At 72.5% G+C, this 25,023-nt stretch carries 24 protein-coding genes; 12 read left to right on the forward strand and 12 right to left on the reverse strand.

The window, feature by feature from the left end; all coding sequences use genetic code 11:
- Positions 1-3 precede the first annotated feature (3 nt).
- Positions 4-1,023: a DeoR/GlpR family DNA-binding transcription regulator gene (locus AC0NZQ_RS14185; protein ID WP_474530514.1), complete on the reverse strand. Its 1,020-nt coding sequence runs from the start codon at positions 1,021-1,023 to the stop codon at positions 4-6.
- Here AC0NZQ_RS14185 and AC0NZQ_RS14190 point away from each other — a divergent pair.
- The 6 genes from AC0NZQ_RS14190 to AC0NZQ_RS14215 are packed head-to-tail and all read left to right on the forward strand — an operon-like array spanning position 989 to position 6,812.
- Positions 989-1,660: an HAD-IA family hydrolase gene (locus AC0NZQ_RS14190; protein WP_474530515.1), complete on the forward strand. Its 672-nt coding sequence runs from the start codon at positions 989-991 to the stop codon at positions 1,658-1,660. The two genes, AC0NZQ_RS14185 and AC0NZQ_RS14190, sit on opposite strands and share 35 nt — an antisense overlap.
- Positions 1,657-2,877 carry a sedoheptulose 7-phosphate cyclase gene (locus tag AC0NZQ_RS14195; RefSeq protein WP_474530516.1) on the forward strand — a complete coding sequence of 407 codons (1,221 nt, stop codon included), beginning with the start codon at positions 1,657-1,659 and terminating at the stop codon, positions 2,875-2,877. The genes AC0NZQ_RS14190 and AC0NZQ_RS14195 overlap by 4 nt, the downstream gene beginning before the upstream one ends.
- Positions 2,874-3,683 carry an O-methyltransferase gene (locus AC0NZQ_RS14200; RefSeq protein ID WP_474530517.1) on the forward strand — a complete coding sequence of 270 codons (810 nt, stop codon included), beginning with the start codon at positions 2,874-2,876 and terminating at the stop codon, positions 3,681-3,683. The genes AC0NZQ_RS14195 and AC0NZQ_RS14200 overlap by 4 nt, the downstream gene beginning before the upstream one ends.
- On the forward strand, positions 3,680-4,471 hold the full coding sequence (locus AC0NZQ_RS14205) for a TauD/TfdA dioxygenase family protein (protein ID WP_474530518.1): 792 nt from the start codon (positions 3,680-3,682) through the stop codon (positions 4,469-4,471). Before AC0NZQ_RS14200 ends, AC0NZQ_RS14205 begins: the two co-directional genes overlap by 4 nt.
- Positions 4,468-5,802: an ATP-grasp domain-containing protein gene (locus tag AC0NZQ_RS14210; RefSeq protein WP_474530520.1), complete on the forward strand. Its 1,335-nt coding sequence runs from the start codon at positions 4,468-4,470 to the stop codon at positions 5,800-5,802. The genes AC0NZQ_RS14205 and AC0NZQ_RS14210 overlap by 4 nt, the downstream gene beginning before the upstream one ends.
- Complete coding sequence (locus AC0NZQ_RS14215; RefSeq protein ID WP_474530522.1) at positions 5,802-6,812, forward strand: D-alanine--D-alanine ligase family protein; 1,011 nt, start codon at positions 5,802-5,804, stop codon at positions 6,810-6,812. Before AC0NZQ_RS14210 ends, AC0NZQ_RS14215 begins: the two co-directional genes overlap by 1 nt.
- A 58-nt stretch (positions 6,813-6,870) precedes the next feature.
- Here AC0NZQ_RS14215 and katG read toward each other — a convergent pair whose 3' ends face one another.
- The 3 genes from katG to AC0NZQ_RS14230 all read right to left on the reverse strand — a co-directional run bounded on the left by katG (position 6,871) and on the right by AC0NZQ_RS14230 (position 10,044).
- On the reverse strand, positions 6,871-9,048 hold the full coding sequence (katG, locus tag AC0NZQ_RS14220; protein ID WP_474531401.1) for a catalase/peroxidase HPI: 2,178 nt from the start codon (positions 9,046-9,048) through the stop codon (positions 6,871-6,873).
- A gap of 60 nt (positions 9,049-9,108) precedes the next feature.
- Positions 9,109-9,543 carry a Fur family transcriptional regulator gene (locus tag AC0NZQ_RS14225; RefSeq protein ID WP_474530523.1) on the reverse strand — a complete coding sequence of 145 codons (435 nt, stop codon included), beginning with the start codon at positions 9,541-9,543 and terminating at the stop codon, positions 9,109-9,111.
- A gap of 66 nt (positions 9,544-9,609) precedes the next feature.
- Positions 9,610-10,044 carry a YdeI/OmpD-associated family protein gene (locus AC0NZQ_RS14230; protein WP_474530524.1) on the reverse strand — a complete coding sequence of 145 codons (435 nt, stop codon included), beginning with the start codon at positions 10,042-10,044 and terminating at the stop codon, positions 9,610-9,612.
- Positions 10,045-10,099: 55 nt separating this feature from the next.
- On the opposite strand from AC0NZQ_RS14230, the gene AC0NZQ_RS14235 reads away from it, so the two are divergent.
- From AC0NZQ_RS14235 to AC0NZQ_RS14245, 3 genes are all read left to right on the forward strand, one after another.
- A complete protein-coding gene (locus tag AC0NZQ_RS14235; RefSeq protein WP_474531403.1) occupies positions 10,100-11,119 on the forward strand; it encodes an LLM class flavin-dependent oxidoreductase in 1,020 nt (339 codons plus the stop codon).
- Between the two features lie 181 nt (positions 11,120-11,300).
- Positions 11,301-11,654, forward strand: a complete 354-nt coding sequence (locus AC0NZQ_RS14240) for a hypothetical protein (protein ID WP_474530525.1) — start codon at positions 11,301-11,303, stop codon at positions 11,652-11,654.
- Positions 11,651-12,022, forward strand: a complete 372-nt coding sequence (locus AC0NZQ_RS14245) for a VOC family protein (protein ID WP_474530526.1) — start codon at positions 11,651-11,653, stop codon at positions 12,020-12,022. The genes AC0NZQ_RS14240 and AC0NZQ_RS14245 overlap by 4 nt, the downstream gene beginning before the upstream one ends.
- Positions 12,023-12,087: 65 nt before the next feature.
- Here AC0NZQ_RS14245 and AC0NZQ_RS14250 read toward each other — a convergent pair whose 3' ends face one another.
- Positions 12,088-13,107: an LLM class flavin-dependent oxidoreductase gene (locus AC0NZQ_RS14250; protein ID WP_474530527.1), complete on the reverse strand. Its 1,020-nt coding sequence runs from the start codon at positions 13,105-13,107 to the stop codon at positions 12,088-12,090.
- Positions 13,108-13,149: 42 nt separating this feature from the next.
- Entirely contained in the window at positions 13,150-14,577 is a 1,428-nt protein-coding gene (locus AC0NZQ_RS14255) for an aminotransferase-like domain-containing protein (RefSeq protein WP_474530528.1), read from the reverse strand.
- On the opposite strand from AC0NZQ_RS14255, the gene AC0NZQ_RS14260 reads away from it, so the two are divergent.
- Genes AC0NZQ_RS14260 through AC0NZQ_RS14270 form a run of 3 tightly spaced genes read left to right on the forward strand, consistent with a single transcriptional unit; the run spans position 14,576 to position 19,501 of the window.
- Positions 14,576-15,520 carry a DMT family transporter gene (locus AC0NZQ_RS14260; protein ID WP_474530529.1) on the forward strand — a complete coding sequence of 315 codons (945 nt, stop codon included), beginning with the start codon at positions 14,576-14,578 and terminating at the stop codon, positions 15,518-15,520. The two genes, AC0NZQ_RS14255 and AC0NZQ_RS14260, sit on opposite strands and share 2 nt — an antisense overlap.
- 30 nt (positions 15,521-15,550) lie before the next feature.
- Positions 15,551-16,426, forward strand: a complete 876-nt coding sequence (locus tag AC0NZQ_RS14265) for a type 1 glutamine amidotransferase (protein WP_474530530.1) — start codon at positions 15,551-15,553, stop codon at positions 16,424-16,426.
- Between the two features lie 3 nt (positions 16,427-16,429).
- Positions 16,430-19,501: a bifunctional [glutamine synthetase] adenylyltransferase/[glutamine synthetase]-adenylyl-L-tyrosine phosphorylase gene (locus tag AC0NZQ_RS14270; RefSeq protein WP_474530531.1), complete on the forward strand. Its 3,072-nt coding sequence runs from the start codon at positions 16,430-16,432 to the stop codon at positions 19,499-19,501.
- A gap of 48 nt (positions 19,502-19,549) precedes the next feature.
- On the opposite strand, the gene AC0NZQ_RS14275 is transcribed toward AC0NZQ_RS14270, so the two are convergent.
- From AC0NZQ_RS14275 to AC0NZQ_RS14300, 6 genes are all read right to left on the reverse strand, one after another.
- The gene (locus AC0NZQ_RS14275) at positions 19,550-20,404 is read right to left on the reverse strand and encodes a phosphatase PAP2 family protein (protein ID WP_474530532.1); all 855 of its coding nucleotides are present in this window, start codon (positions 20,402-20,404) and stop codon (positions 19,550-19,552) included.
- Positions 20,405-20,485: 81 nt separating this feature from the next.
- Positions 20,486-21,475 (reverse strand): hypothetical protein, encoded by a 990-nt coding sequence (locus AC0NZQ_RS14280; RefSeq protein ID WP_474530533.1) that lies wholly within the window; start codon positions 21,473-21,475, stop codon positions 20,486-20,488.
- Positions 21,476-21,488: 13 nt separating this feature from the next.
- Complete coding sequence (locus AC0NZQ_RS14285; protein WP_474530534.1) at positions 21,489-21,848, reverse strand: hypothetical protein; 360 nt, start codon at positions 21,846-21,848, stop codon at positions 21,489-21,491.
- Positions 21,845-22,591, reverse strand: a complete 747-nt coding sequence (locus AC0NZQ_RS14290) for an HAD family hydrolase (protein ID WP_474530535.1) — start codon at positions 22,589-22,591, stop codon at positions 21,845-21,847. Before AC0NZQ_RS14290 ends, AC0NZQ_RS14285 begins: the two co-directional genes overlap by 4 nt.
- Positions 22,592-22,609: 18 nt before the next feature.
- A complete protein-coding gene (locus AC0NZQ_RS14295; protein WP_474530537.1) occupies positions 22,610-23,668 on the reverse strand; it encodes a cobalamin B12-binding domain-containing protein in 1,059 nt (352 codons plus the stop codon).
- Entirely contained in the window at positions 23,665-25,020 is a 1,356-nt protein-coding gene (locus AC0NZQ_RS14300; protein ID WP_474530538.1) for a PP2C family protein-serine/threonine phosphatase, read from the reverse strand. The genes AC0NZQ_RS14295 and AC0NZQ_RS14300 overlap by 4 nt, the downstream gene beginning before the upstream one ends.
- Positions 25,021-25,023: the final 3 nt, after the last annotated feature.

Genomic DNA, 25,023 nt, shown 5'->3' on the forward strand with positions numbered 1-25,023 from the left:
CACTCAGCCGGCGACGACCACCTCGGGGCCGGCGGCGCGGATCTGCTCGAGCAGACCGCTCGGCGCCCGAGCGTCGGTGACCAGCGTGTGCACCTGCTCCATGCGTGCCAGCAGGGTTGGTCCCCGACGGCCCAGTTTGGAGGCGTCGGCCAGCAGCAGCAGCCGGTCGGCGTGATCGAGCATGCGGTGGTGGTAGCCGGCCTGGACGACCTTCGCGCCGGTGACGCCGCGGCCGGGGTCGATGCCGTACGCCCCGCCGACCATGACGTCGACGTGCAGGTCGGCCATGGACGCCTCGCTCAGCGGTCCCAGCAGCGTCATCTGATCGCGGTGCAGGTAGCCGCCGAGCATGACCAGCGTGACGTCGTGCGCCCACTTCAGGCCGTGGGCGACCTCCAGGCTGTTGGTGATGACTGTCAGCGAACGGTCGACCAGGTGGGGGACGAGGGTCTGCGTCGTCGACCCGCCCAGGATCATGATCGTCGACCCGTCACCGGGGAGCAGGCCGGCCGCCGTCGCTGCAATCCGGGCCTTCGCGCGGTCCTCGGCCGATGACGCCGCCGGCCGGCGGGCCCCGTCACCGGCGCGCACGACGGTCGCGCCGCCGTGCGTCCGGGTCACCTGACCCTCGTTCTCGAGCTGAGCGAGGTCCCGTCGGACCGTCCACGCGCTGACGCCGAGCTCGCTCACCAGCGCCTGCACCGAGGCGCTGCCGTGTTCACGCACGTACCCCAGGACACGGCGTCGGCGGTCTGGTCCCAGCATCTCGACCTCACAGTGACCGATAACCGGCGGCTTGGGGGCGGCGACACCCGCGAAACGTCCAACGGGCGAAGATCGTGCAGAAGTTCTGCCCGTTTCTGCTCGACTGTGCACAATCTTGTGTAGAACGGGGTAGGGAGTCGTCGAGCGCGTACCCCGCCCCGGGGCCACGCCCGCGGTCGTCATCACCGGCCGCACGTCTGAGACCACGACGGAGAAGACAGACATGCCCGTATTGATCTTCGGTTCGATCAGCGTCATCGCCGACACCTCGGAGCTGCAGCGGGGCGCCTTCAACGACGCCTTCGCCCGCCACGGCCTGGACTGGACGTGGGAGCGCGATTACTACCAGGGTCTGCTGCTCTCCAACGGCGGCGCGCAGCGCATCGCGGACGAGGCCGACAAGCGCGGCGAGACGGTGGACGCCGAGGCGGTGCACCACAGCAAGTCCGAGCGCTTCCGCGAGCTGCTCGGCACGGTTCGCACCACCGCGCGACCGGGCGTCCGCGACACCATCGACGCCGCCAAGGCCGCCGGCTGGCAGGTGGCGTTCGTGACCACCACGTCGCCGGAGAACGTGCCGGCGGTGCTGCAGGCGACCAACGACACCGTCACCCTCGACGATTTCGACCTGGTGACGGACGTCAGCGACGTGGCGAAGGCCAAGCCCGACCCCGAGGTCTATCGCCTCGCCCTCGACAAGCTCGGCGTCGCCGCCGATGACTGCATCGCCGTCGAGGACAACGTGGGGGGCGTGGCGGCAGCGGACGCCGCGGGCATCCCCGTCGTCGCCTTCCCCAACGAGAACACCGTGACCCACGACTTCGGCGAGACCACCTGCGTGTACATGCTCTCCTTCGACGAGCTGGCCGCCCACGTCTCGGCCGGCCGCCGATGACCGCCCTCGCCGAGACCGCCGTGCCCGCAGCGGGACTGACCGCGTCGCCGACCGCCTTCGAGATCGACGCCTACGAGCGGGTGCGGTATTCGCTGCGCTTCGTCGACGGCGTCTTCGACCCGTCGAACACCGAGCTGGCCGAGATCTACGCGCCATGGGGTCGCTGCCTCATGATCGTGGACCACCACGTCGCCGATCACTACGGCGACGCTGCCCGCGCCTACTTCGCTGCACACGGCATCGAGCTCACCCTGGTCCCGTTCGTCATCAACGAGGCCGACAAGACGATGCGCACTGCGGAGCGCATCGTCGACGAGTTCGGTGCCTTCGGCCTCGTCCGCAAGGAGCCGGTGCTGGTCGTCGGCGGCGGACTCATGACCGACGTCGCCGGCTTCGCCTGCTCGATGTTCCGCCGTGCGACGAACTACGTGCGGATCCCCACCACGCTCATCGGTCTCATCGACGCCAGCGTGGCCATCAAGGTCGCGGTGAACCACGGCAAGTACAAGAACCGGCTCGGCGCCTTCCATGCCTCGCAGCAGGTGCTGTTGGACTTCGGCTTCCTGCGCACCCTGCCGCTGGAGCAGGTGCGCAACGGCATGGCCGAGCTGATCAAGATCTCGACGGTCGGCAACCGAGAGATCTTCGAGCTGCTGGAGAAGTACGGCGAGGACCTCATGACCACGCGGTTCGGTCACCTCGACGGCACACCGGAACTGCGCGAGATCGCCGACCATCTCACCTACCAGGCGATCAAGACCATGCTCGAGCTCGAGGTGCCCAACCTGCAGGAACTCGACCTGGACCGCGTGATCGCTTTCGGCCACACCTGGAGCCCCATCCTGGAGCTGACCCCGGAGCAGCCGTACTTCCACGGGCACGCCATCAACGTGGACATGGCCTACTCGACCACCGTGGCCGAGCTGCGCGGTTACCTCTCGGCCACCGATCGCGACCGGATCTTCGGTCTGATGAGTTCGTTGGGTCTGTCGCTGGACAGCCCGCATCTCACTCCTGAGCTGCTCGCCCGCTCCACCGAGGCGATCGTGCAGACCCGCGACGGTGCGTTGCGTGCGGCGGTGCCCCGGCCCATCGGCACCTGCTACTTCGTCAACGACCTGGACGCGGACGAGATGTCCGAGGCGCTGGCGGCGCACCGGCAGCGTGTCGCGGGATACCCGCGGGGCGGCATCGGCCTGGACGTCTTCCGGCCGTGAGCACCGGCGCCACCCCGAACTCACCGGCCGCGGCACCGGCCCCGCCGCGGCCGGTGACCCCAGCCGACATCCTGGCCGAGCGACTCCTGGACCTCGCTCACGTGGCCGCCGGGGCGCCCTTCGCCGCCGAGGTCCGGCAGCTCGCCGACCTGGCGGCGGGGCTCTCGCAGTATCCGGGCCGGTACACCAGCGACGAGTCGCCGTCGCTGGCTGCCCTCGCCGCCGCGACACGGCACGCGCCGTGGTCGGGCGGTCTGGAGCAGGAGATGCTCTCCGGCCACGTCGAGGGGCGGTTCCTCGCGATGCTCGTCCACGCGCTGCAGGCGCGGCGGGTGCTGGAGATCGGGATGTTCACCGGGTACTCGGCCCTGGCGATGGCCGAAGCCCTGCCGGCCGAGGGCGTCGTCGTCGCCTGCGAGCTGGATGCCGAGGTGGCGGACTTCGCGCGTGCACAGTTCGCCACGTCGCCGGTGGCCTCGCGAATCGACATCCGGGTCGGCCCGGCCGACGAGACGCTGGCCGACCTCGCCCGAACCGGGGAAGGCTTCGACCTCGTCTTCGTCGACGCCGACAAGGCGGGGTACGAGGGCTATGTCCGCACCGTCCTGGATCACGAGCTACTGACCCCGCACGGCCTGCTCTGCATCGACAACACATTGCTGCAGGGCGAGCCCTGGCTCGGCGCGTCGAGCGGCCCCGGCGCCGCCATCGCGCGCTTCAACGACTACCTGGCCGCCGAAGCGCGGGTCGAGCAGGTCGTGGTGCCGTTGCGCGACGGGGTCACGCTCGCACGGCGGGTCTCGTGACGAGCACCGCCCTGCACCCGCTCGGGCTGGAGCTCACCGATGTCGACCTGCGCCGGCTCGGTCCGGTCGCCCGACTCCGCAGCCTGCTCGGCGATCACGGCGTCCTCGTCGTCCGGGACCAGCACGAGATCGACGACGACAGTTTCGTCGACTTCCTGCGCGGCTTCGGGGAGCTGATGTTCACCGTCGGCGAGGACCCGCTGCCGGGTCAGCCCGACCTCAATGTCATCAGCAACGTCGGCCGGAGCACGCCGCCTCGCAGCGTCTTCCATGTCGACACGAGCTATGTCAGCTTCCCGCCCGCGTACACCGCCCTGCGGGCGGTGGCCATCCCCGCCGCGGGCGGGCAGACCGTCTTCACCAATCAGTACCGCGCCTACGACACGCTGGCCCCCGACCTCCGCCGGCGACTGGCGGGGCGCCGCGTCAAGCACGAGGTGACCGGTGTCGACCCCGGCTCCGTGCAGGAGCGCGAGGCCTGGCATCCCGTCTTCCGGGAGCATCCGCTCACCGGACGCCGGTCGCTCTACCTGTCGACGCCGCAGCGCTGCACGGCGATCGAGGGGCTCGACGACGACGAGGCCCGCACCGTCATCGCTGCGCTCTACGAGCACTCGACGGTGCCGGCCAACTGCCTGCGCCACAGCTGGCGCGCCGGCGACATCGTGATCTGGGACAACGCCTGCGTGCTGCACCGGGCCGACCACAGCACGGTCTCCGGTGATCGCGTGATGCACCGCGGCATGGTCTCCGGCGAGACCGGCTACGGGCTGGCGGCGGCCTCGTGACGGGCCGCAGGCGCGGCCCTACCGCGGCCCGGCTGAGGACGCTGGCGACGCTCGGACTGCTGACCGCCGTTGCGCCGCTCAACGCCGCCGTCACCGCCGTGGCACTGGTGACGTCGCGGCTGCGCCCGGCCACGCCGGCGCCGGTCTCCGGGGAGCGCCGGACGGTGCTGATCTCGGGCGGCAAGATGACCAAGGCGCTGCAGCTGTGTCGGTCGTTCCACGCGGCAGGTCACCGGGTCGTCCTGGTGGAGACCGCGCGCTACCGCTTCACCGGGCACCGCTTCTCCTCGGCGGTGTCCGCTTTCCACGTCGTGCCGGAGGTCACCGACCCCGGCTACCCGCAGGCGCTGCTGGAGATCGTCCGCGCCGAGGGGGTCGACGTCTACGTGCCCGTCTGCAGCCCGGTGGCGAGCTACTTCGACGCCCGCGCCGCGGAGCTGCTGGCCGGACACTGCGAGGTGATCCACGCCGACACCGAGACCGTGCGCATGCTCGACGACAAGGACGAGTTCGCACGTCATGCGCGCAGTGTGGGCCTCGGGGTCCCGGAGACCCACCGGATCACCGACCCCGAACAGGTGGCGGGCTTCGACTTCGTCGGCGAGGCCAGCTACGTGCTCAAGCACCTCGCCTACGACCCCGTCAACCGGCTGGATCTGACCCCGCTGCCCCGGCCGACGGCGGGGGAGACCGCCGCCTTCGCTCGTTCCAAGACCATCTCCGAGGACGACCCGTGGATCCTGCAGGAGTTCGTCCGCGGCACCGAGTACTGCACCCACAGCACCGTGCGTGACGGCGTCATCACCGTCTACGCGTGTTGCCGGTCCTCGGCGTTTCAGATCAACTACGAGATGGTCGACCAGCCTGCAGTGGAGAAGTGGGTCCGGGGCTTCGTGGAGCCGCTCGGACTCACCGGGCAGGTGAGCTTCGACGTCATCGTGGATGCCGCGGGCGAGGTCCGGGGCATCGAGTGCAACCCGCGCACCCACTCGGCCATCACCATGTTCCACGACGAACCCGCTCTGGCCGCCGCCTATCTCGGCGAGCGCGATCCGTCCGCCCCGCCGCTGACGCCCCGCCCCGGCAGCCGCCCGACGTACTGGCTCTACCACGAGGTCTGGCGCCTGCTGACCAGCGACGGACGTCGGGAGCGGCTCCGCACCATCCTGCGGGGCAAGGACGCGATCTTCGCCCGGCACGACCCGCTGCCGTTCCTGCTCGTCCACCACCTGCAGATCCCGTCGCTGCTGCTGCGCAACCTCTGGCAGGGCCGCGACTGGGTCAAGATCGACTTCAACATCGGCAAGCTCGTCGAGGCCGGCGGCGACTGATGCGCGTCCTGCACCTGGCCGGGTCGCCGAGCAGCAACTTCTTCGCCGACCTCTCGCGGCTCTACGCCACCGGCGCGCTCGCGGCATTGGACCCGGCCGGCGAGCACGTCGTCGCCTGGGTCGCGCCCGGCGGGGGCTGGCGCTTCCCGCTCGATCTCTCCGGCGCCGCCATCGCCGCGGCCCCGGAGCTCTCGACGGCCGAGGCGCTGTCCTTCCTCGCCGAGTTGCAGCCGGACCTCGCGTTGCCGCAGCTGTTCTGCCTGCCGGGCATGACCTCGTACCGTGCGTTGCTCGACCTCGTCGGCATCCCGTTCGTCGGCAACCGCGCCGAGACCATGGCGCTGGCCGCGTACAAGCCGCATGCCCGCGCCGTGGTGGCGGCGGCCGGGGTCGCCGTCGCCGAGGCGCAGGTGCTGCGGACCGGGGAGCGGTTGACGCTGCCGTTGCCGGTCGTGGTCAAGCCCGCCGCCGCCGACAACTCCACCGGGGTGACCCTGGTGCGCCGGGCGGCCGACGTCGAGGCCGCGCTGCGTACCGCCTTCGAGCACGGCGACGAGGTGCTCGTCGAGCAGTACGTGGAGCTCGGTCGCGAGGTGCGCTGCGGCGTCCTGGAGGTCGACGGTGAGCTGCAGTGCCTGCCGTTGGAGGAGTACGCGGTCGACGCCGAGACCAAACCCATCCGCGACGAGGCGGACAAGCTGCGCCCGGCCGCCGCCGGGGGACTGGAACTCGTCGCCAAGGACGCGGCCCACGCCGCGATCGTGCCAGTCGACGACCCCGTCACCGAGGCGGTCTGGGCAGCCGCCCGGGCCTGCCACCGGGCGCTGGGTTGCCGCGATTACAGCCTCTTCGACTTCCGCGTCGACCCGCAGGGACGGCCGGTCTTCCTGGAGGCGAGCCTCTACTGCTCGTACTCCCCGTCCAGCGTGCTGGCCGTGATGGCGGCCGCGGCCGGGATGGACGTCCCCGAACTCTTCGCGCGCACCGCGCGACGCGCGCTGGGCCGATAGACGACGCTGCCCGCGCCGGCACGAGGCCGACGCGGGCAGCGGAGGGTGCGACGGACGCTTACGCGTGCAGGTCGTAGCGGTCCAGGTTCATCACCTTGTGGAACGCGGCGACGAAGTCGTGGACGAACTTCTCGGCGCCGTCGTCACTGGCGTAGACCTCGGCGACGGCCCGGAGCTCGGCGTTCGAGCCGAAGACCAGGTCGTTGCGGGTGCCGGTCCAGCGGACGGTGCCCGCGTCGTCCTTCGCCTCGAAGAGCGCCTGCTCGTCGTCGACCGACGACCAGGTGGTCTCCATGTCCAGCAGGTTGACGAAGAAGTCGTTCGTCAGCTGCCCGACCCGGTCGGTGAGCACGCCATGGTTCGAGCCGCCGGCGTTGGCGCCGAGGACGCGCAGACCACCCACGAGGACGGTCATCTCCGGCGCGGTGAGATCGAGCAGGTTGGCGCGATCCACGAGCAGGTACTCGGCCGGCAGCCGCTGTCCCTTGCCGAGGAAGTTGCGGAACCCGTCCACCGCAGGCTCCAGCGCGGCGAACGACTCGACGTCGGTCTGCTCCTGGCTGGCGTCGGTGCGCCCCGGCGAGAACGGCACGGCCACGTCGTAACCGGCGTCCTTGGCTGCCTTCTCGACGGCCGCGACGCCGCCGAGGACGACGAGGTCGGCGATCGAGACCTGCTTACCGAAGCCCTCCTTGACACCGTCGAGGGCGCGCAGGGTCTGCGCGAGCTCGTCGGGGTCGTTGACCTCCCAGCCCGCCATCGGCTGCAGCCGGATGCGGCCGCCGTTGGCGCCGCCCCGCTTGTCGCTGACGCGGAAGGACGAGGCCGACGCCCACGCCGCCTTGACCAGCTGCGAGACCGACAGGCCCGTCGCGAGGATCTGCTGCTTCAGCGTGGCGACGTCGGAGTCGGAGAGCGTATAGCCCTCGGCGGCGGGAACCGGGTCCTGCCAGAGCAGCTCCTCCGACGGCACCTCCGGGCCGAGGTAGCGCTCCTTCGGCCCCATGTCACGGTGGGTCAGCTTGTACCAGGCGCGACGGTAGGCCTCGGCGAACTCGTCGGGGTTCTCCAGGAAGCGGCGCGAGATCTGCTCGTAGCTCGGGTCGAAGCGCAGCGCCAGGTCGCTGGTGAGCATGGTGGGCTTGCGCTTGTTCGGCGTGCCGTCCGGATCCGGGATGGTCAGCTCGTCGGTCTTGGCGACCCACTGGTTGGCGCCGGCCGGGCTCTTCTCGAGCTCCCACTCGTACTTGAAGAGGTTCTCGAAGTAGCCGTGCGACCACTGCACCGGCGTCGAGGTCCAGGTGACCTCGAGGCCGCTGGTGATGGCGTCGGCGCCCACGCCGGAGCGGTAGCTGTTCTTCCAGCCGAAGCCCTGCTCGGTGAGGTCGGCCGCGGCCGGCTCGGGTCCGACGTACTCGTTAGGGTCGGCGGCGCCGTGGGTCTTGCCGAAGGTGTGACCACCGGCGATGAGGGCGACGGTCTCCTCGTCGTTCATGGCCATGCGACCGAACGTCTCGCGGATGTCGCGGGCCGAGGCCAGCGGGTCGGGGTTGCCGTTCGGGCCCTCCGGGTTGACGTAGATCAGACCCATCTGCACCGCGGCGAGCGGGTTCTCCAGCTCGCGGTCACCGGTGTAGCGCTCGTCGCCGAGCCAGGTGGTCTCGGGGCCCCAGTAGACGTCCTCGTCGGGCTCCCAGACGTCCGGACGGCCGCCGGCGAAGCCGAACATCGGCAGGCCCATCGTCTCGTGGGCGACGTTGCCGGCCAGGATCATGAGGTCAGCCCAGGAGACCCGCTTGCCGTACTTCTTCTTGACGGGCCAGAGCAGGCGACGGGCCTTGTCGAGGCTGGCGTTGTCCGGCCAGCTGTTGAGCGGAGCGAAGCGCTGCATGCCCGCGCCCGCGCCGCCGCGGCCGTCGGCGATCCGGTAGGTGCCGGCGCTGTGCCACGCCATGCGGATGAAGAGACCGCCGTAGTGACCGAAGTCCGCCGGCCACCAATCCTTGGAGTCGGTCATGACCTCGGCAAGGTCGGCCTTGAGCTCGGCCAGGTCGACGGTCGCGAACTCCTTCGCGTAGTCGAAGTCCTTGCCCATCGGGTTGGCCTCGGCCGGGTGCTTGCGCAGGATCGACAGGTTGAGCTGCCGTGGCCACCAGTCCCGGTTGCCGGCACCCTCGGTGGGGTGGTTCAGCTCGCCGCTCGAGAACGGACAGCCGCCGGCGGCCTCCTTGTCCATGTCGCCGACCTTGGCGTCGTGTTCGATCGTCACGGTGATCCCTTCTGGTTTCGGTGATCTTCAGTGCTGGGTGGGGGTGGTGGCGCAGCCGGGGCACAGGCCCCAATAGATGACCTCGGCCTCGTCGATGCGGAAGGCGTGGTCGTCCGCGGCGGCGAGGCAGGGCGCCTCGCCGACCGCGCAGTCGACATCGCCGATGGTGCCGCAGGAGCGGCACACCACATGGTGGTGGTTGTCGGCGACGCGGGTCTCGTACCGGGCGACGTGTCCGGACGGCTGGATGCGGCGCAGGATGCGCGCCGAGGTGAGGGCGGCGAGGACGTCGTAGACGGCCTGCCGGGAAACGTCCGGCAGCTCGTGACGGACGGCGGTGATCACCGACTCGGTGTCGGCGTGCGGGTGCTCGGCCACCGCGGCGAGGACCGCCAGTCGCGGCTTGGTCACACGCAGGTCGGCGCTGCGGAGCAGCTGCTCGGCCTGGTCGGTGGGAAGCACAGGGCCACCGTGCCGAATAATCTGGACTGAGTCAAGAAAGCTGCGGCGTGTCGCGCCGGCTGATCCTCAGCCGAGGTCGGCGAGGACCTTGGCGATCCGGCGGTCCCGGGTGGCGTCGGCCTTGGCGTCGGCAACCTGTCGCGCGTGCTCCTTGCGCCGGGACGGTGCGAGCCGGTCGAAGGCCTCGGTCAGCCCGGCCTCGGCGAGCGCGTGGCGTAGCTCCGTCGGGACGGGCACCTCCACCGGCGCGGTGTCGAGTGCCAGCGTGACCGTGATGGGTTGGTCGGCAGTGAGACCGGAGGCGTCCCGGTGTGCCTTGCTGAACGCGATCATCGCCGCTCCGCCCATCCGCCCGACGGTGGCGCCGAACTGGTAGCCGTTGACGTCGACAGCCAGACGCGGACGCCCGCCGCCGCCGAGCTCGGTGAGGACCTCGGCGGGGACCTCGATGCCGGTGTTGTTGCCGTTGGCGCGCAGGGTGGTGTCGTAGGTGACGGTCACGGGCGGTGATGGTAGCGGCGGGAACATCGTGCGTGCGACGATGGTTGACGTGTCCATGAAACGCATCGGCTTCCTCTCCTTCGGTCACTGGACGCCCTCGCCGCAGTCGCAGACCCGCTCGGCGTCGGACGTCCTGCTGCAGTCCATCGATCTCGCCGTCGCCGCCGAGGAACTCGGCGCCGACGGTGCGTACTTCCGGGTGCACCACTTCGCCCGGCAGCTCGCCTCGCCCTTCCCGCTGCTGGCGGCCGTCGGGGCGCGGACGAGCCGCATCGAGATCGGCACCGGTGTCATCGACATGCGCTACGAGAACCCGCTGTACATGGCCGAGGACGCCGGCGCCGCGGACCTCATCAGCGGTGGCCGACTGCAGCTCGGCATCAGCCGGGGATCGCCCGAGCAGGTCATCGAGGGGTACCGCTACTTCGGCTACTTCCCGGCCGAGGGCAGCGACCACGCCGAGATGGCCCGCGACCACACCCGCGTCTTCCTGGACGTCATCGAGGGGCATGCCTTCGCTGAGCCCAACCCGCGGCCGATGTTCCCCAACCCGCCCGGCCTGCTGCGGATCGAGCCGCAGTCCGAAGGGTTGCGCGAGCGGATCTGGTGGGGTGCGGGCACCCGCGCCACCGCCGAGTGGACGGCGCAGCAGGGCATGAACCTGATGAGCTCGACCCTGCTCAGCGAGGACACCGGCGTGCCGTTCCACCAGCTGCAGGCCGAGCAGATCGAGCGGTTCCGCAAGGCCTGGGCCGACGCCGGCCACGACCGTGAGCCCCGCGTGTCGGTCAGTCGCAGCATCTTCCCGATCGTCACCGACCTCGACTTCGCCTACTTCGGCCGCGACGGCGGCTCCAGCGACCAGGTCGGCTACCTCGACGGCGGGAAGGCCCGCTTCGGCAAGACCTACGCCGCCGAGCCGGACCGGCTCGTCGAGCAGCTGGCGCAGGACGAGGCGATCGCCGCGGCCGACACGCTGCTGGTGACGATCCCGAACCAGCTCGGGGTGGAGTACTGCGCCCACGTGCTGGAGTCGCTGCTCACCCACGTCGCCCCGGCGCTCGGCTGGCGTTGAGGCCGGGGGCCCGGCTCACGTGATCGAGAGGCTGAGGCGGCCGCGACAGCGACCGCTTCGGCCTCTCAATCACGGTGCGGGCGGGCGCGGTGCGGCTGGTGCCGGCTCGTGATCAACAGGCGCTTTCGGTTGCAGGGACGGCCGAAACCGCCTGTTGATCACGGTGGGTGACGGTCGAGGCGTGGCACAGTGGCGAGATGAGGCCGAAGCGATGAACCCGCTGACGGGGATGTCGACCGAACCCGCCGAGATCGCGCGCCGGGTGTCGGTGCTCCTCGAGGAGGATGCCGTCCTGGGCACGGCGGTGGTCTTCGACCTGCTGGCGTCCGAGCCACGGGTGAAGCCGTCCCGTGGTCTGCTGATCGATCCCGACGACACGGTGCGCCGTCGGTGGGAGTGCCGGGTGGCTGCGGTGGCCGCGCTGCTGGCGTCACCGGCCTCCGCCCGCGTGGCAGGGGAGTTGGCCGAGGAGCTCGCCCACGATCCCATCTTCGCCGCAGACGTCCACGCCGCGCTTGCCGGGAGCTCGCCGTGAGCGCGAGCTTCGGCGCCGTCGTCCTGGGCTCGCCGCGACCGCGGGAGCTGGCCCGGTTCTACCGGGAGCTGCTCGGCTGGGAGACCGTCGCCGTGGACGACGACTGGGTCCGGCTACGCGACCCGCAGCGGGAGCGGCCGGGGCTGAGCTTCCAGCTCGAAACGTCGTTCATCGCCCCGGCCTGGCCGACCGGCGAGGGCGCCCCGATGCACATGCACCTCGACCTCCTCGTCGACGATCTGGACGCCGAGGTCGAGCGTGCCGTCGGTCTCGGCGCACGCGTGGAGGCCGTCCAGCCACAACCGGGCGTCCGGGTGATGCGAGACCCGCACGGCCAGCTCTTCTGCCTCTTCGTCGACGGCGCCTGACCGCTCTCCACCCGACCGGTTTTGGCGGCCTGACTTGGTATCCCAAGCCAGGGCGCCAAAACCGGTCAGGCGACGCGGGGGGCGACCTCGCCGAGCAGCTCGATGCCCCGCAACAGGTCGGTGTGGGCCAGCCGCGGGTTCGTCATCTGGATCGACACCCGGTCGACGCCGCCCAGCTGCTCGGAGACCCGCTGCAGCTTAGTGGTGATGGTGTCCGGGTCGCCCATGAAGAAGGCGCCGTCGGGCCCGCTGGTCGCGTCGAACTGCGCGCGGGACGGCGGGGCGAAGCCGCGCTCGCGCGAGACCTTGGTGAACATCTCGTGCCAGCCGGGATAGATGGTGTCGGCGGCGGCCTGCACGCTCTCACCGACGTAACCGAAGACGTGCAGACCGACTTTGAGCTCGTCCGCGCTATATCCGGCCTCCGCGCCGGCGCGCCGGTAGAGATCCACCAGCGGTGCGAATCGCCGCGGCTCGCCGCCGATGATCGCCACCATCAGCGGCAGTCCCAGCAGGCCGGCGCGGACGAACGACTCCGGGGTGCCGCCGACGCCGACCCAGATCGGCAGCGGGTCCTGCAGCGGGCGCGGGTAGACGCCCTGGCCGGTGAGCGCGGGACGGTGCCGTCCCGACCAGTGGACCTCGACGTCGTCGCGCAGCGCGAGCAGCAGGTCGAGCTTCTCGGCGAAGAGCTCGTCGTAGTCGGCCAGGTCCAGGCCGAAGAGCGGGAACGCCTCGGTGAACGAGCCGCGGCCGACGACGAGGTCGATCCGTCCCTTGGAGATGAGGTCCAGGGTGGCGAACTGCTGGAAGACGCGGACCGGATCCGCGGCGCTCAGGACTGCCACCGCGCTGCCGAGCCTGATGCGAGAGGTGCGCGCGGCGGCCGCGGCCAGCAGCACCGGCGGCGCGGAGTCGTAGTACTCCTCGCGGTGGTGCTCGCCGATGCCGAACGAGTACAGCCCGACCCGGTCGGCGAGCTCGATCTCCTCGAGCAGGTGCTCGATGCGCTGCTCGGGCCCGATGACCTGCTCGGTGACCGGATCGGTCACCGCTGCGACGAAGCTGTCGATACCGACGTGCACATGTCCTCCAGGGTGTCGCCACCACGGTAGGCCGCGACGACGTCAGCCCGACAACGTCCCGGCCAGTACCCGTCCCAGGATGCGCGCGCCGTCGGCGTAGGCCGCGGGTTCCGGGCCGGCGAAGTTGACCCGCAGGAAGGGCCCGCTGGGCTCGGCGGGGAACCAGTCGTCGCCGGCGGCCAGCAGCAGTCCCTCCCGCTCGCAGGCGCGCGCCACCGCGCGGGCGTCGGCGCCGTCGGGTAGGCGCAGCCAGAGATTCAACCCGCCGGCGGGGACGTGATCGAGGCGGGCCTGCGGTGCGTACCGGCGCAGGACGTCGATCATGAGGTCGCGACGGGTGACCAGCTGACGGTGCGTGTGGCGCAGGTGGGTCCGCCACGCCGGCTGTGTCACGACGTCGAGGGCGGCGGCCTGCAGGGTTGCGCTCACGTACAGCGCGTCCGCGCCGCGCTCGGCCAGGATGCGGTCCCGCGCCGGGCCGCGGGCGACGAGCGCGGCGACCCGCAGCGCGGGCGAGACGCACTTGGTCAGCGAGCGCAGGTACACGACGTGGCCGGCGTCGTCGCGCGCGGCGAGGGGTCGGAAGGTCGAGAAGGTGGTGGCGTCGAGGGAGAAGTCGCGGGCCCAGTCGTCCTCGACGACGAAGGCGCCGTGGCTGCGGACGATCTCCAGCACGGCCTCGGCGGTCGCGTCACCCCACTGCGCACCGGTCGGGTTGGCGAACCGCGGCTGGGCGTAGAAGACGCGCGCCCCGGTCTCGGCGAAGGCGCGATCCACCGTCGCCGGATCCGGCCCGTTCGAGCCGCTGGGCACCGGCACCACCTCGACCCCCACCTTGGCCGCGGCGAGGATCGCGCCCCAGTAGGTCGGCGATTCCATGATGACCGGACGGCCGGCACCGGCCAGCGCCCGCAGCATGGAGGCCATCCCGCTCTGGCTGCCGGGCAGCACGACCACGTCGCGCCCGGTGACCGGGTTGATGTCGGCGGGTGTGACCTCGGCGAGCTCGGCGGCGAACCAGCTCCGCAGCTCGGCCAGACCGGCCGCCGGCGGCACCGTCAGCGCCGCGTCGCCGCGCGCCACCCGGCCGAGGGCGGCGCGCACCAGGCGCACGGGCAGCAGCGCGGACTCCGGGTAACCGGCGTGCCAGGCGATGCTGCCGCCCGGCCCGTCGTGCGAGGCGACGGCCGGCGCACGCGCCGTCGACAGCGGGGTGCCCAACGCCGCGGTCTGCCAGCTGAAGTCCGCGGCGCGAGCGGTGCGGGGCGCGCGCACGAAGGTCCCGGCGCCGGGCCTGCTCTCCAGCAGTCCCTCGGCGGCCAGCGTGCGAAGCGCCTGCTGCACCGTGAGCGGACTGGCCCGGTGCTCTGCGACCAGCGAGCGGGTGGAGGGAAGCCGGGCGCCGGGCGACGCGGCGGCGATGGCCGCACGCAGCGCGGTGACGATGCGCTCGCTGCTATCGTCGGGCATGAGAGGGAACGATAGCGCTACTGGCAACGCCACGACATCGTTATCCGCGGTGGGTTGGGGATTCGTCGGCGTCCTCTGCTTCTCCATGACGGTGCCGTTGACGAAGGTCGCCACCCGGGGCCTCGATCCGTGGCTCGTCGGGGCCGGCCGGGCGGTCGTGGCGGCCGTCCTCGCCGCGGTCGTTCTCGCCGTGACGCGGCAGCGGCTGCCGGACCGGCGGCAGTGGCGTCGGATCGCCGTCGTGGGCGGCGGGGTCGTGGTCGGTTTCCCGCTGCTGACGACCTTCGCGCTGACGACGGCTCCCGCGGGGCACGGCGCGGTCGTCATCGCCCTGCTGCCGGCGGCGACCGCCGTCACGGCGGTGCTGCGCGCCCGGGAGAACCAGCCCACCGCGTTCTGGGCCATGGCGGCCACCGGGGCGCTCGCTGCCGTCGGTTTCGCGGTGGTCCAGGGCGGTGGCCTCTCACACCTGCACGGGTCGGACGCGCTGCTCTTCGGCGCGGTGGCCCTCGGCGCCGTCGGCTACGCCGAGGGCGGGTTGCTGGCGCGCGAGCTCGGCGCGTGGCAGACCGTCTCCTGGGCCCTGGTGCTGTATGCCCCCGCGCTGGCGGTGCTCACCGCGTTCTCGCTCTGGCGGCAACCGGTCGGCGGCAGCGCGTCGCAGTGGTTGGCCTTCGCCTACCTCGGGGTGGTCAGCGCCTTCCTCGGCTTCGTCGCCTGGTACCGCGGTCTGGCCCTCGGCCCGATCGCCCGCGTCAGCCAGGTGCAGCTCGTGCAACCGGTGTTGAGCATCGCCTGGGCGGCGCTGCTGCTTCGTGAGGAGCTGACGCCGGCGCTGCTGGTCGGTGGGCTCGCCGTCGTGGCCTGCGCGGCCGGCGCGATCCGGGTGCGGACGGCAGCGGTCGCCGCCGCACAGCCGAGCGTGACGAGCCTGCCCGGATAGGCCGACAGCCCTGCTCACTACCATCGAGTCGTGCCGTCGTCCCGCCTGCTGGTGCTCGAACTCGATCACGCCGATCCGCCGGGCCGGCTGGCCGAGTGGCTCGTCGCCGCCGGTCTGGAGGTCGAGGTCTGCGACCTCGCCGGCGGCCAGCAGCTGCCCCCCGACGTCACCGGCGAGTACGGCGGCCTGGTGGTGCTCGGCGGCAAGATGAGCGCTGCCGACGACGCCGAGCACCCCTATCTGGCCGACGTCCGAGCGGTGCTGCGGGCTGCGGTTCGCGACGAGCTGCCGACGCTGGCGATCTGCCTCGGAGCGCAGCTGCTCGCCGCTGCCCACGGCGGCCAGGTGATCGAGAACCCCGACGGTCCCGAGCTGGGCGCGCAGCTGATCGCCAAGCGCGCTGCAGCCGCCACCGATCCGCTCTTCGGGCCGTTGCCGATCACCCCGGACGTCATCCAGTGGCACTACGACACCGTCACCCGGCTGCCGGCCGGTGCCGTCCAGCTGGCCTCGTCGCCGGTCTGCGAGAACCAGGCCTTCCGGCTGGGACGTCTCGCCTGGGGCATCCAGTGGCACATCGAGACCACGCCCGACGTCGTCACCGGCTGGGCACGCTCGGATGCCGCTGCGCTCGCCGAGGATTACCCGGCGCTGGATCAGGACCGGCTGCTGCGGCGGGCCGTGGCCGTCCACGACGACGTCGCCGAGGTGTGGCAGCCGTTCGTGGCGTCCTTCGCCGCGGTGGTCCGGGACCCGGACACGGTGAAGGCTCCGCACGGCCCCCGCACGTCGACGGCTGCCCCGGTCACCGATCCCGCCGCGATCCGCGCCGCCCTCGCGCAGGAGATGGGCGCCGCCCGGGTCAACCCGCTGCCGATGCCCTCCTTCCCGCCGCGGGAGGACTGAGGGGTGAGCGAGGCGCCGTCACGGACCCCGTCCCGGCTGTCCCGCTTCTCCTTCGCCGACGCCGCCCGCGCCGGTGAGTTGCTTGCCGCGCCGCCGCTGTCCTGGTGGGACGCCGAGACGAGCCAACCGGTGGACGACGGGGGAGCGGTCATCGTCGCCGCCCTCGCCCGGACAGCCGATCCCGACGCGGCCGTCGAGGCCCTGGCGCAGCTGCTCGCCGCCCCCGGAGCCGACGGCCTGCGCGAGGAGCTGGTGGCCCGACCGGAGCTCCGCGGCCGCCTGCTGGGGCTGCTCGGCGTCTCCGACGAGATCGCCGCGCATCTGGTCGAGCACGCCGAGCAGTGGCGGGTCCTGCTCGACCCGCTCGACGCCGCCGGGGTGGCGCAGCGGCTGCACGAGGCGGTCGGCGCCGACCCCGACGACCCGGTGACCGGCACGGCGGGAACCCGGGCGACGGTGACCGGACCCGAGGCGATCGACGCCCTGCGCTGCGCCTACCGGCGCGAGGTCGTGGCCATCGCCGGTCGAGACATCGCCGGTGACCTTGACGTCCGTGCCGTCACCGAGATGCTCGCCGACCTCGCCGGACACACGCTGCAGGCCGGTCTCGCGCTCGCCGCGACCGCGCTGCCCGACGACGCCGCCGGCTGCCGGCTCGCCGTCATCGCGATGGGCAAGACGGGGTCGCGGGAGCTGAACTACGTCTCCGACGTGGACGTGGTCTTCGTGGCCGAGCCGACCGAGGCCGACGCCGGGGTCGAGCCGGCGCTGGCCACGGCGAGCCGGCTCGCCGCCGAGCTGATGCGGGTCTGTCGGGCCGTGGCCTGGGAGGTCGACCCCAACCTGCGGCCCGAGGGCAAGGACGGGCCGCTGGTCCGGACGCTGGCCAGCCACGAGGCGTACTACAAGCGCTGGGCCAAGACCTGGGAGTTCCAGGCGCTGCTCAAGGCCCGTCCCGTCGCCGGTGATCTCGCCCTCGGTCAGGCGTACTCCGACGTCATCTCGCCCCTGGTCTGGACCGCCGCCGAGCGTAAGGACTTCGTCGCCGACGTCCGGGCCATGCGCAGTCGGGTCGTCGCCCACATCCCGCAGGCGGTGGCCGAGCGGGACATCAAGCTCGGCCGCGGCGGCATCCGCGATGTCGAGTTCGCCGTGCAGCTGCTGCAGCTGGTCCACGGCCGCGGTGACGAGACGCTGCGGGCGGCCGAGACACTGCCGGCTCTCGACGCGCTGCAGGCCGGGGGTTACGTCGGGCGGGACGACTCGGTGAGCCTGATCGACGCCTACCGGTTCCTGCGCACGGTCGAGCACCGGCTGCAGCTGCGCCGGCTGCGGCGCACGCACATCCTCCCCGACGACGACGACGACCTGGTGTGGCTGGCCCGCTCGATGGGCTACCGTCCCGACCACCGCGGCACCGCCAAGGACGTCTTCGACTCCGAGTACCGGCTGCACGTGCGTGAGGTGCGTCGGCTGCACGAGAAGCTCTTCTACCGACCGCTGCTGGAAGCGGTGGCGCGCGTGCCCGCCGACGGGCTGCGACTCACCACCGCCGAGGCCGGCCGTCGGCTGGAGGCCCTGGGCTTCGACAACCCGGAGGCCGCGCTGCGCCACATCGAGTCGCTCACCAGCGGGCTCAGCCGCCGAGCCGCCCTGCAGCGCGGCCTGCTGCCGGTGCTGCTCGCCGACTTCGCGACCGCGCCGGCGCCCGACGCGGGCCTGCTCGCCTATCGCAAGCTCTCCGACGAGCTGGGGACGACGCCGTGGTACCTGCGGCTGCTGCGCGACGGCGACACCGTCGCGCAGCGCCTCGCCTTCATCCTCGGCACCAGCCGCTACGTCGCGCCGATGCTCGGCCGCGCCCCGGAGGCACTACGGCTGCTCGGCTCCGACGACGCGCTGCAGCCGCGGGACCCCGCCGAGGTGTTGAGCGCGATGAACGATGTCGCAGCCCGGCAGAGCGACCCGAGTGCGGCGCTGCGCAGCATCCGCGCCGTCCGGCGGCAGGAGCTGCTGCGGACTGCCTTCGCCGACCTGCTCGGCCGGACCGAGGTCGAGCAGGTCTGCGCCGCGCTGAGCAACACCCTCGAGGCGACCCTCGAGACGACGCTGCGGGTGGCGCTGCGAGCGGTGGCCGCGGCGCGCGGGCTGGATGCGCTGCCGGTCCGGTTCGCGATCATCGCCATGGGACGCCTCGGCGGCGCCGAGGTCGGGTACGGCTCGGACGCCGACGTCATGTTCGTCTTCGAGAACGCCGGGAGCGAGAGCCCGGACGAGGTCGAGCTCGCCGCCAACGTCGCCCGCGACGTCGCCGGCAAGATCCGGGCGCTGCTCGGCGCCTCGTCCTCCATCGACCCGCCGCTGACGGTGGACGCCGACCTGCGTCCCGAGGGTCGCAGTGGAGCGCTGGTGCGATCGCTGGCCTCCTACCGTGCCTACTACGCGCGGTGGTCCTCGGCGTGGGAGGCGCAGGCGCTGCTGCGGGCTCGCCCGGTCGCCGGCGACACCGACCTCGGTCGCCGCTTCGTCGAGATGATCGACCCGGTGCGGTATCCGGAGGGCGGTGTCGCGGCCCACGACCTGGTCGAGATCCGCCGGCTCAAGGGACGGATCGACAGCGAGCGGCTGCCCCGCGGCGCCGACCCGACCACCCACACCAAGCTGGGTCGCGGTGGTCTCGGCGACATCGAGTGGACGGTGCAGCTGCTGCAGCTCATGCATGGCCACGAGGTGCCCGAGCTCCGCACGACGCGCACCCTCGACGCGCTCACCGCCCTCGCCGGCGCCGGGCTGCTCACCGGCGAGCAGGCCGAGACGCTGGCCGCGGCGTGGCGGCTGGCCACCCGCACCCGTAACGGCATGGTGCTGGTCCGCGACAAGCCCACCGACCAGCTGCCGAGCATGGGACCGGAGCTGGTGGCGCTGGCGCGGGTCACCGGATATCCGGCCGACAGCGACCCCGGCCAGCTCGTCGACGACTACCGCCGAGCTGCCCGACGCGCCCGGCGGGTCGTCGAGGAGGTCTTCTACGGCGGGCCGGCGACGGGTCCCAGCGGTGGTCCGCCACCGCACTGAGCGCCGGTGCGCCTCAGCCCTCGGTGCTTCTCAACCCTTTGGCGCGGCTCAGCCCTTCGCGCGGCTCAGCGGGGTGGACGGGTCCGGCAGGCCGTGGTCCGGGGCATCCGTCGGCGGCGTGTAGGCACCGCGGCCGGACATCAGGTACTGCACGCCGTAGCCGAGGGCGACGACGACGGCACCCGCGACCGCGTCCAGGATGAAGTGGTTGGCGGTGCCGACGATCACCACCAGGGTGGCGAAGGGGTAGGCGAGCCCCAGCAGCCGGATCCACCGGTGCTGCGCGCAGACGAAGATGGTGATGCCGCACCAGAGCGCCCAGCCGATGTGCAGGCTCGGCATGGCGGCGAACTGGTTGGAGTGGTGCGCGATGTCCGGATCGGCGAACGAGCCCCACGTCTTGAACTTCACGATGGTGTCGACGTAGTCGTAGCCGGGCAGCAGCCGCGGCGGCGCGCACGGGTACAGGACGAAGCCCAGCAGCGCGATCAGCGTGGTGGAGACCAGGACGGTCCGGACGCCGCGGTAGACGTGCGAGCGCTTCACGAACAGCCAGATCATGACGCCGGGCGTGACGATGAAGTGCAGCGTCGAGTAGTAGTAGTTCATCAACTGTGCCAACCACTCCTGGTTGGCGACGAGGTGGTTGAACGACAGCTCGAAGTTGAGGCCGAGCGCGTCCTGCAGGTGCTGCACGCTGCGGCCGTGCCGCATGGCGATGGATTCCTGCTCGGGGATCGCGTTGCGCCCCAGCGAGTACATCCAGTAGCCGAAGGCGATGATGGCGACCTCCTGCCACCACACCGGCCGGCGCCACCGCAGCATGCGTCGGGGCAGGAGTCCACGGAAGCGTCGCCGCCCGGTCGAGGCGTGCGTCGCCTCCACCGCATCGGTCGCGACCATCAGGCCATCATTGCACCGACACGGCGACGAGGTACGACAGGCGCACGGCACGCGCTCAGAACCGTCGCCGCCGGCGGGGCGTCAGTCGCACGCGCCGCCCTGGATGGGGGCGGGCGCGGTGCCGACCGGCCGGGGTGCGCCGGGCTCACCCGAGGCCGAGACCGTGACCGTCCCGAGCCGGGCCCCGCGGGCGACCACGAGCAGGTCGTCGTCGGCGAAACAGACGGGCTGCCAGCCGCGGGCCAGCTCGTAGGGCCGGCCGTTCGGCGCCGCGAAGACCCGCGCCGGAGTGCCGCCGTCCTGGCTACTCACCGCGATGGCGTCGTCGCTGCCGGCCAGCGTGGCGGCGTCCGCGGCGGCCCCGATCAGGCCGGGTTGCAGGTTCCTGGCCGGGCCCTTGCCGTCGGGGTAGGTGATGAGCCGACCGGTCTCACCCGTCGTGACGGCGGCGACGAGGTCGTCGTCGCGCCAGGCGAGGGCGAGGACGGAGTCGCCCGCGGCCAGCGTGCCGACGCTACGGTCCCGGCCGGTCAGACTCTCCCGGACCCGGATGCTCACCCCGCCGGGTTTGGAGATGCCCGGCGTGGTGCTCGCACCGAGCACGGCGTAGGCGAGCGCACCGTCCCCGGAGAGCGCCGGGGCGAAGCCGGAGCGCAGGCCGATGCTGCGCAGCGCGCCGCCCCGGAGCTGCTCCACGGTCTCGGCCGACCCGGTGTCGCGCCCGACGACGACCGCGTCGTCGCCGGCGGCGACGGTGCTGATCCCGCGAGCCGCGACGGCCGGGACCAGCCGGCCGCCAGCGACGCGGTAGAGGAGCGCAGCCTCCGGTTCGGACCCTGCCAGCAGGTAGGCGCCGTCGAGGGCGGCGAGCCCGGACGAGCCGGGGGCGCCGGTGCCGGCGGTCGACGTCGACGAGGAGGTGGTGGGGGTCCCGCTCGGTGACGAGCTCGCCGGCGGTGTCGCGCTCGGCCCGCCGTCGCCCGACGAGGTGCACCCGGCGAGCACGGCGGTGGCGAGGCAGGCGGCAGCCGTGGCACCGGGACGGAGGCGGCGGGTGATCATGAGGCCCATGGCAGCCATCGTGTCACCAGGTGAAGCCGTGAGTGGCGAGCTCGGCCTCGGCCTGTAGCCGGGTGGCGCCGACCAGCGGGGTGCCGGGGAGCTCGACGTGCAGGATCTCGGCCGCCCGTCGCAGCGTGTCGTCGTAGGCGAGCTCGACGGCCCGCAGCCGCTGCGCCCGGCCGGGGACATCGGCCCGCGTCAGCCAGTCGTGCTCGTGGCCCAGACGTCGCAGATCGGTGGCGAGGCCGTCGAGCTCGGCCACCGGATCGGCCGCTCTCGGCCTCGGCCCGTCGTAGCGCACCAGCCAGTCGAACCCCCGCGACAGCACCCAGAACGCGGCGACGGGCAGCAGGCAGACGACGACGAGCACGACGACGGTCACCCCGGTGCCGCCCCCGACCACACCGGTGCCAGCAGCGCGGTGAGCGTTCGCTCGCCCCGGAGTCCGGGGTCGGCGGCGATGGGCTCGAAATGGATGCCGAGCGCGGTGCAGCCGCCGTCGGCGTGCGGGTTGTCGCCGATCATCAGGCAGCGTCGCGGGTCGGCGCCCAGGCGTTCGCAGGCACGCCGGAAGATCTCCGGATCCGGCTTCATCACGCCCTCCTCGTCGCTGAGGACGAGCACGTCGATGTCGACGTCCACGCCGTAGCGGGAGAGCACCGGCCGGGGATTCCAGCCGATGTTGCTGACGACGGCGACCGGGACGCCACGCTCGTGCAACCGGCGCAGTACCGCGACCGTGTCGGGATAGGGATGCCACGCCTCGGGGCGGATGCCGCGCTCGTAGAGCGCCTCGGCCTGCTCGTCGTCGAGCCCGGCGTGCCGGGACAGTCCGGAGTAGGCGGCGCGGTGGGCGGCGGCCGACAGGTCGCGGGTGCGCCACACCTCGGCCAAGTGGTCGGGCAGCTCGGCCGGCTCGCTGCTGCCGTTGATCGCGCCGAGCTCGGCCAGGCGCGGCGCGAGCGGGACGGCGTCGGGGCCGAGCGCGGCGAGGACGGCCTGTGCGGCGGACTCGATGGCGAAGAGCGTGCCGGAGAAGTCGAAGAGCACCGCCTCGATCGCGGTGGTCGGTGCGCTTCCGGAGTGCGGGGGACCCACGGAGCTCGACGGACTCACGGAGCTCATGACCTCGGCCTCATCAGCTCAGCCTGACAGGCGGAGCTCCCCGACCGCATCCCGGCCGGCCGCGAGGATCGTCGCGGCGCGCGGCAGCTGTCCGCAGTGCGCCACCACGGCGTCGGCCACGATCTCGATGCCGCGGCTCACGGTCGACGGCGGGACGTTCCGAGCCGCCAGCAGCGGGGTCAGCCAGCCGACGAAGTCGGTGAAGACCTCGGCGTCGTCGACGAAGAGCGCTGCGGCCAGGTAGTCGAGGATGAAGTCGACATCCTCCTCGGTCCGGGCCCGCTGCCGCTCGTCGTAGCCGGCGACGTCGGAGAGCTGCACCGACATCTGCTTCAGCGCCATCTCCGCGATCGGCCGGCGGTCGGCGCGCAGCCGCGTCAGCGCGTCGTCCGGGGCGGGTAGCGGCGGGGCCGGTTCGGTGAAGGTCGGCACCGCGGTGCCGTCGGCGAGCCGCCGCAGGGTGGTCCGGGAGTCCGGGGCCCAGCCGTCCGCGCCCAGTGCCAGACCCCACCGGCCGTCGGGGCCGAAGCCACGGCCACCGACCAGGACGGGGACGCCCGCCGCCCGGGATGCCTCGATGACCTCGCGGGCGCGGAAGAAGCGCAGCGGCAGCGCGCAGGAGAGCAGCGTGGCGTCCGGGCCGACATCGTGGAGCAGCGCCGAGAGGTGGCGGGTGGGGACCGAGGCCCCGAGGTAGGTCACCTGCCAGCCGGCGTGCCGCAGTGTCGCGGCCAGCACTCGTGACGGCAACGAGTGGAACTCGCCGTCGGCACAGGTGATCACCAGCTCGCCCCGGGTCGCGGGCGTGCCGTCGTCGGCGCGGGCCGACAGCGCCGCCACCGCCTCCTCGCTGATGCTGGTGGCGCGGTGCTCCTGCGCGACGTTCCACTCGTTGGCGGCCCACCGCATGCCCACCTCGGCCTGGGCGGCGCAGACGACGTCCTCGAGCAGGTCGGGCAGGGGACTGCCCGCGTCGAGGGCCTCGACCACGGTGCCGACGGCGGTCCGTGCGTCGCCGAGGGCCAGCGCGCGCCAGTAGCGCGTGTAGGTGTCGGTCACGCTCCCGGGATCGGTCATGACGGGGGCTCGGCGCGGACGGCGAGGACGGCGATGTCGTCGGCGGCGGCCTCGACCCCCGCCTGGGCGGTGTATTCCACGACGAGCTGCAGTACCCGTTCGGTGACGGCCTGCGCGGTGAGGCCCTCGCAGTCGGCGAGCAGATCGACGACGGGGACCACGCCCAGCTTGGCGTCGTCCGGACCGGGGGCCTCGAGCACCCCGTCGGTGAACATGAGCAGCGTGTCGCCGGGAGCCAGGTGCAGGTCGACGGGAACGAATGCCACGTCGTCCAGCATGCCCACGATCGTGCCACGCACCTCCACCACCTCGACGCGATCGCCCCGGAGCACCAGCGGCGGTGGATGCCCACCGGAGCCCAGCCGGATGGCCACGCCGTCCGCCCCGGCACGCAGCGTGCCCTGCAGCACGGTGACGAAGGTGCTGCCGTCGCCGGTGAGCAGCGTGTCGTTGACCAGTCGGAGCACCTCGGCCGGATCGTCGGTGACGCGGCACGCCGTCCGCAGCGACTGCCGCACCTGTCCGGTGAGGACGGCGGCGTCGACCCCCTTGCCGCAGACGTCGCCGATGCTGATCGACCACGCGCCACCGCCGGCGGGGAAGACGTCGTAGAAGTCGCCGCCGAGCTGGGCCGCCTCGCGGGCCGGGCGGTAGGAGGCGCCGAGCTGCACGCCGGGGATGCGCGGCAGGGGAGCCGGCAGCAGCGCCGCGCGCAGCCGGTCGGCGAGGACCGACCGCTGCTCGAAGATCCGCGCCGCCGAGAGCGCGGCCGTGCCGCGTGTGCCCAGGGCGGCGACGGCCGCCGGGTCGGGCGCCTCGGCCGGATCGGAGCGGACCGCCAGCACGCCGTCGATGCCGGTGAGCGGGTCGTGGAGCGGGACCGTCGTCAGGACGGCGAGCTCGGCGGGCTCCTGCCTCCCGGCGAGACCGAGCTCGGCCAGCGCGGGGTCGTCACCGAGCAGCAGTCGCCGCGACGCGGGCGCGGCGGCGCGGGCGGCGACCGTCTCGGCCGACGGGGGCTCGGCCGGGGCGGCGGAGCGTCCGCTGCGGGCGAGGCGGACCTCGCCGTCGATGACGGCCACCACCGCGGCGGCTGACCCGAAGCGCGGGACGGCGAGGTCGGTGAGCCGGCCGAGGGTGCGTCGGACGTTGAGGGTGCGCGCCAGCGCGTCGGCCGCGGCCAGCGAGGCGGTGAGTGACGCGATCGACCGCTCGGCGTCGTCCCGCGGTGGGGTGGGGATGCGACAGCGGAGACCGTCCGAGAGCACGAACTCCGCACCATCCGCCTCGGTCGCAGCAGGCCCCGGACCACCGGATGGTCGCTCGGCGGCTGCCGTCTCCGCGGGTGGCACGGC

The sequence above is a fragment of the Jatrophihabitans sp. sgz311053 genome, from assembly GCF_056135305.1.

What these genes read in the sequence shown, in the direction of transcription:
- AC0NZQ_RS14215 (WP_474530522.1), top strand. Translation starts at nt 5,802, where the DNA reads ATGCGCGTCCTGCACCTGGCCGGGTCGCCGAGCAGCAACTTCTTCGCC.
- AC0NZQ_RS14295 (WP_474530537.1), bottom strand. Translation starts at nt 23,668, where the DNA reads ATGACCGATCCCGGGAGCGTGACCGACACCTACACGCGCTACTGGCGC.
- AC0NZQ_RS14185 (WP_474530514.1), bottom strand. Translation starts at nt 1,023, where the DNA reads ATGACGCTGATCGAACCGAAGATCAATACGGGCATGTCTGTCTTCTCC.
- AC0NZQ_RS14190 (WP_474530515.1), top strand. Translation starts at nt 989, where the DNA reads ATGCCCGTATTGATCTTCGGTTCGATCAGCGTCATCGCCGACACCTCG.
- AC0NZQ_RS14235 (WP_474531403.1), top strand. Translation starts at nt 10,100, where the DNA reads ATGAAACGCATCGGCTTCCTCTCCTTCGGTCACTGGACGCCCTCGCCG.
- katG (WP_474531401.1), bottom strand. Translation starts at nt 9,048, where the DNA reads ATGGACAAGGAGGCCGCCGGCGGCTGTCCGTTCTCGAGCGGCGAGCTG.
- AC0NZQ_RS14280 (WP_474530533.1), bottom strand. Translation starts at nt 21,475, where the DNA reads ATGGGCCTCATGATCACCCGCCGCCTCCGTCCCGGTGCCACGGCTGCC.
- AC0NZQ_RS14260 (WP_474530529.1), top strand. Translation starts at nt 14,576, where the DNA reads ATGAGAGGGAACGATAGCGCTACTGGCAACGCCACGACATCGTTATCC.
- AC0NZQ_RS14255 (WP_474530528.1), bottom strand. Translation starts at nt 14,577, where the DNA reads ATGCCCGACGATAGCAGCGAGCGCATCGTCACCGCGCTGCGTGCGGCC.
- AC0NZQ_RS14275 (WP_474530532.1), bottom strand. Translation starts at nt 20,404, where the DNA reads ATGGTCGCGACCGATGCGGTGGAGGCGACGCACGCCTCGACCGGGCGG.
- AC0NZQ_RS14195 (WP_474530516.1), top strand. Translation starts at nt 1,657, where the DNA reads ATGACCGCCCTCGCCGAGACCGCCGTGCCCGCAGCGGGACTGACCGCG.
- AC0NZQ_RS14290 (WP_474530535.1), bottom strand. Translation starts at nt 22,591, where the DNA reads ATGAGCTCCGTGAGTCCGTCGAGCTCCGTGGGTCCCCCGCACTCCGGA.